Genomic DNA, 1,801 nt, shown 5'->3' on the forward strand with positions numbered 1-1,801 from the left:
GCTCGCGGCGCTGACGGCGCCACGCGGACAGCCGGGGCAGGATCGCGCTCAGCGAGGCGTCCGCGCCGACGCCCAGGGTGGCGGCGACGGACTCCGCGTCCTCGCGCTCCACGCTGTCCCAGAAGCCGGAGTCCACCGCGTCGGCCGGGCCACCGGCGGCGGCCGGCTCCTCGTCCCCTTCCAGCCAGAAGCGCTCGCGCTGGAAGGCGTAGGTGGGCAGGGTGACGCGGTGAGCGCCGGGGAAGAGCGCCCGCCAGTCCGGGGAGACGCCGTGCACGTGCAGTTCGGCGAGCGCGGTGACGAGTGCCTGCCGCTCGGGTCGGTCACCGCGCAGGACGGGCACCGTGACGGCCTCGTCCAGGCAGCCCTGCGCCATGCCGCTGAGAACACCACCGGGACCGATCTCCACGAACGTGGTCACACCCGACTCGTGCAAGGTGTCCAGGCCGTCGGCGAAACGGACCACCTCGCGGACGTGCCGGACCCAGTACTCGGGGGTGTACGACTCAGCAAGGCGGCCCGTGAGGTTCGAAACGACCGGAATCCGCGGCTCGTTGAAGGTCAGACCGCGGACGACCTCGGCGAACTCCTCCAGCATCGGGTCCATCAGCGGCGAGTGGAACGCGTGGCTGACCTTCAACCGGGAGGTCTTACGGCCCTGTTGGACGAAGGCCTCAGCGATCTCCAGCACCGCCTCCTCGGCCCCGGAGATCACCACGGACTCCGGACCGTTGACCGCGGCTATGCTCACACCATCGGCGAGGTGAGGCAGGACTTCCTCCTCGGTGGCCTGTACGGCGACCATCGCACCGCCCGCGGGCAACGCCTCCATCAACGCGGCACGCGCCGACACCAGCTTCACGGCATCGTCCAGCGACAGCACCCCGGCCACATGCGCGGCCGCGACCTCCCCCACCGAATGACCGGCCACGAAATCCGGCCGCACACCCCACGATTCGAGGAGCCGGAACAACGCCACCTCGACCGCGAACAACGCGGGCTGCGCGCACCCCGTCCGGTGCAGGGACTCGGCGTCGACGTCGAGCGGCACGTCCAGACGCGCACACACCCCGTCGTACGCATCGGCGAAGACCGGGAACGCCTCGTACAACTCACGCCCCATCCCGACCCGCTGCGAACCCTGACCCGAGAACAGGAAACCGACCTTGCCCTCGGAGCGGGCGCGTCCCACCGTCACGTTCGGTGCCGGTTCGCCGGTGGCGAGGGCCGTGAGGGCTTGCCGGAGCTCGTCCGGGCCCTGCGCCAGGAGCACCGCCCGGTCCTCGAAGATCTCGCGGGAGGCCAGGGAGAGGCCGATGTCGGCAGCCGTCCAGCCGTGGTTCGCGTCGAGGTGGCCGGCCAGCCGGGCCGCCTGTGCGCGCAGCGCCGGCTCGCCCTTGCCCGACAGCACCCAGGGCACGAGCGCACCGGAGTCGGCGGTCGGGGGCGGCTCCGCCACGGCGGGGGCCTGCTCGATGATGGTGTGGGCATTGGTGCCGCTGACGCCGAAGGACGAGATCGCGGCGCGGCGCGGGCGGTCCGACTCGGGCCATGCGACGGCCTCCGTCAGCAGGCGGACCTCGCCCGCGGACCAGTCCACGTGCGGCGTCGGCTCGTCCGCGTGCAGGGTCCGTGGCAACACACCGTGGCGCATCGCCATGACCATCTTGATCACACCGGCCACGCCCGCCGCGGCCTGCGTGTGACCGATGTTGGACTTCAACGAGCCGAGCAGGAGCGGCCGTTCACGCTCCTGCCCATAGGTCGCCAGCAGCGCCTGCGCCTCGATCGGATCGCCCAG

The 1,801-nt window shown here is 71.8% G+C and carries 1 protein-coding gene; it reads right to left on the reverse strand.

Annotation, left to right across the window (positions count from 1 at the left end):
* Positions 1-1,801, reverse strand: a 1,801-nt coding sequence (locus tag ACWEN3_RS46145) for a type I polyketide synthase (protein ID WP_452984381.1), incomplete at both ends; no start/stop codon positions are given.

It is taken from the genome of Streptomyces sp. NPDC004561, assembly GCF_053602155.1.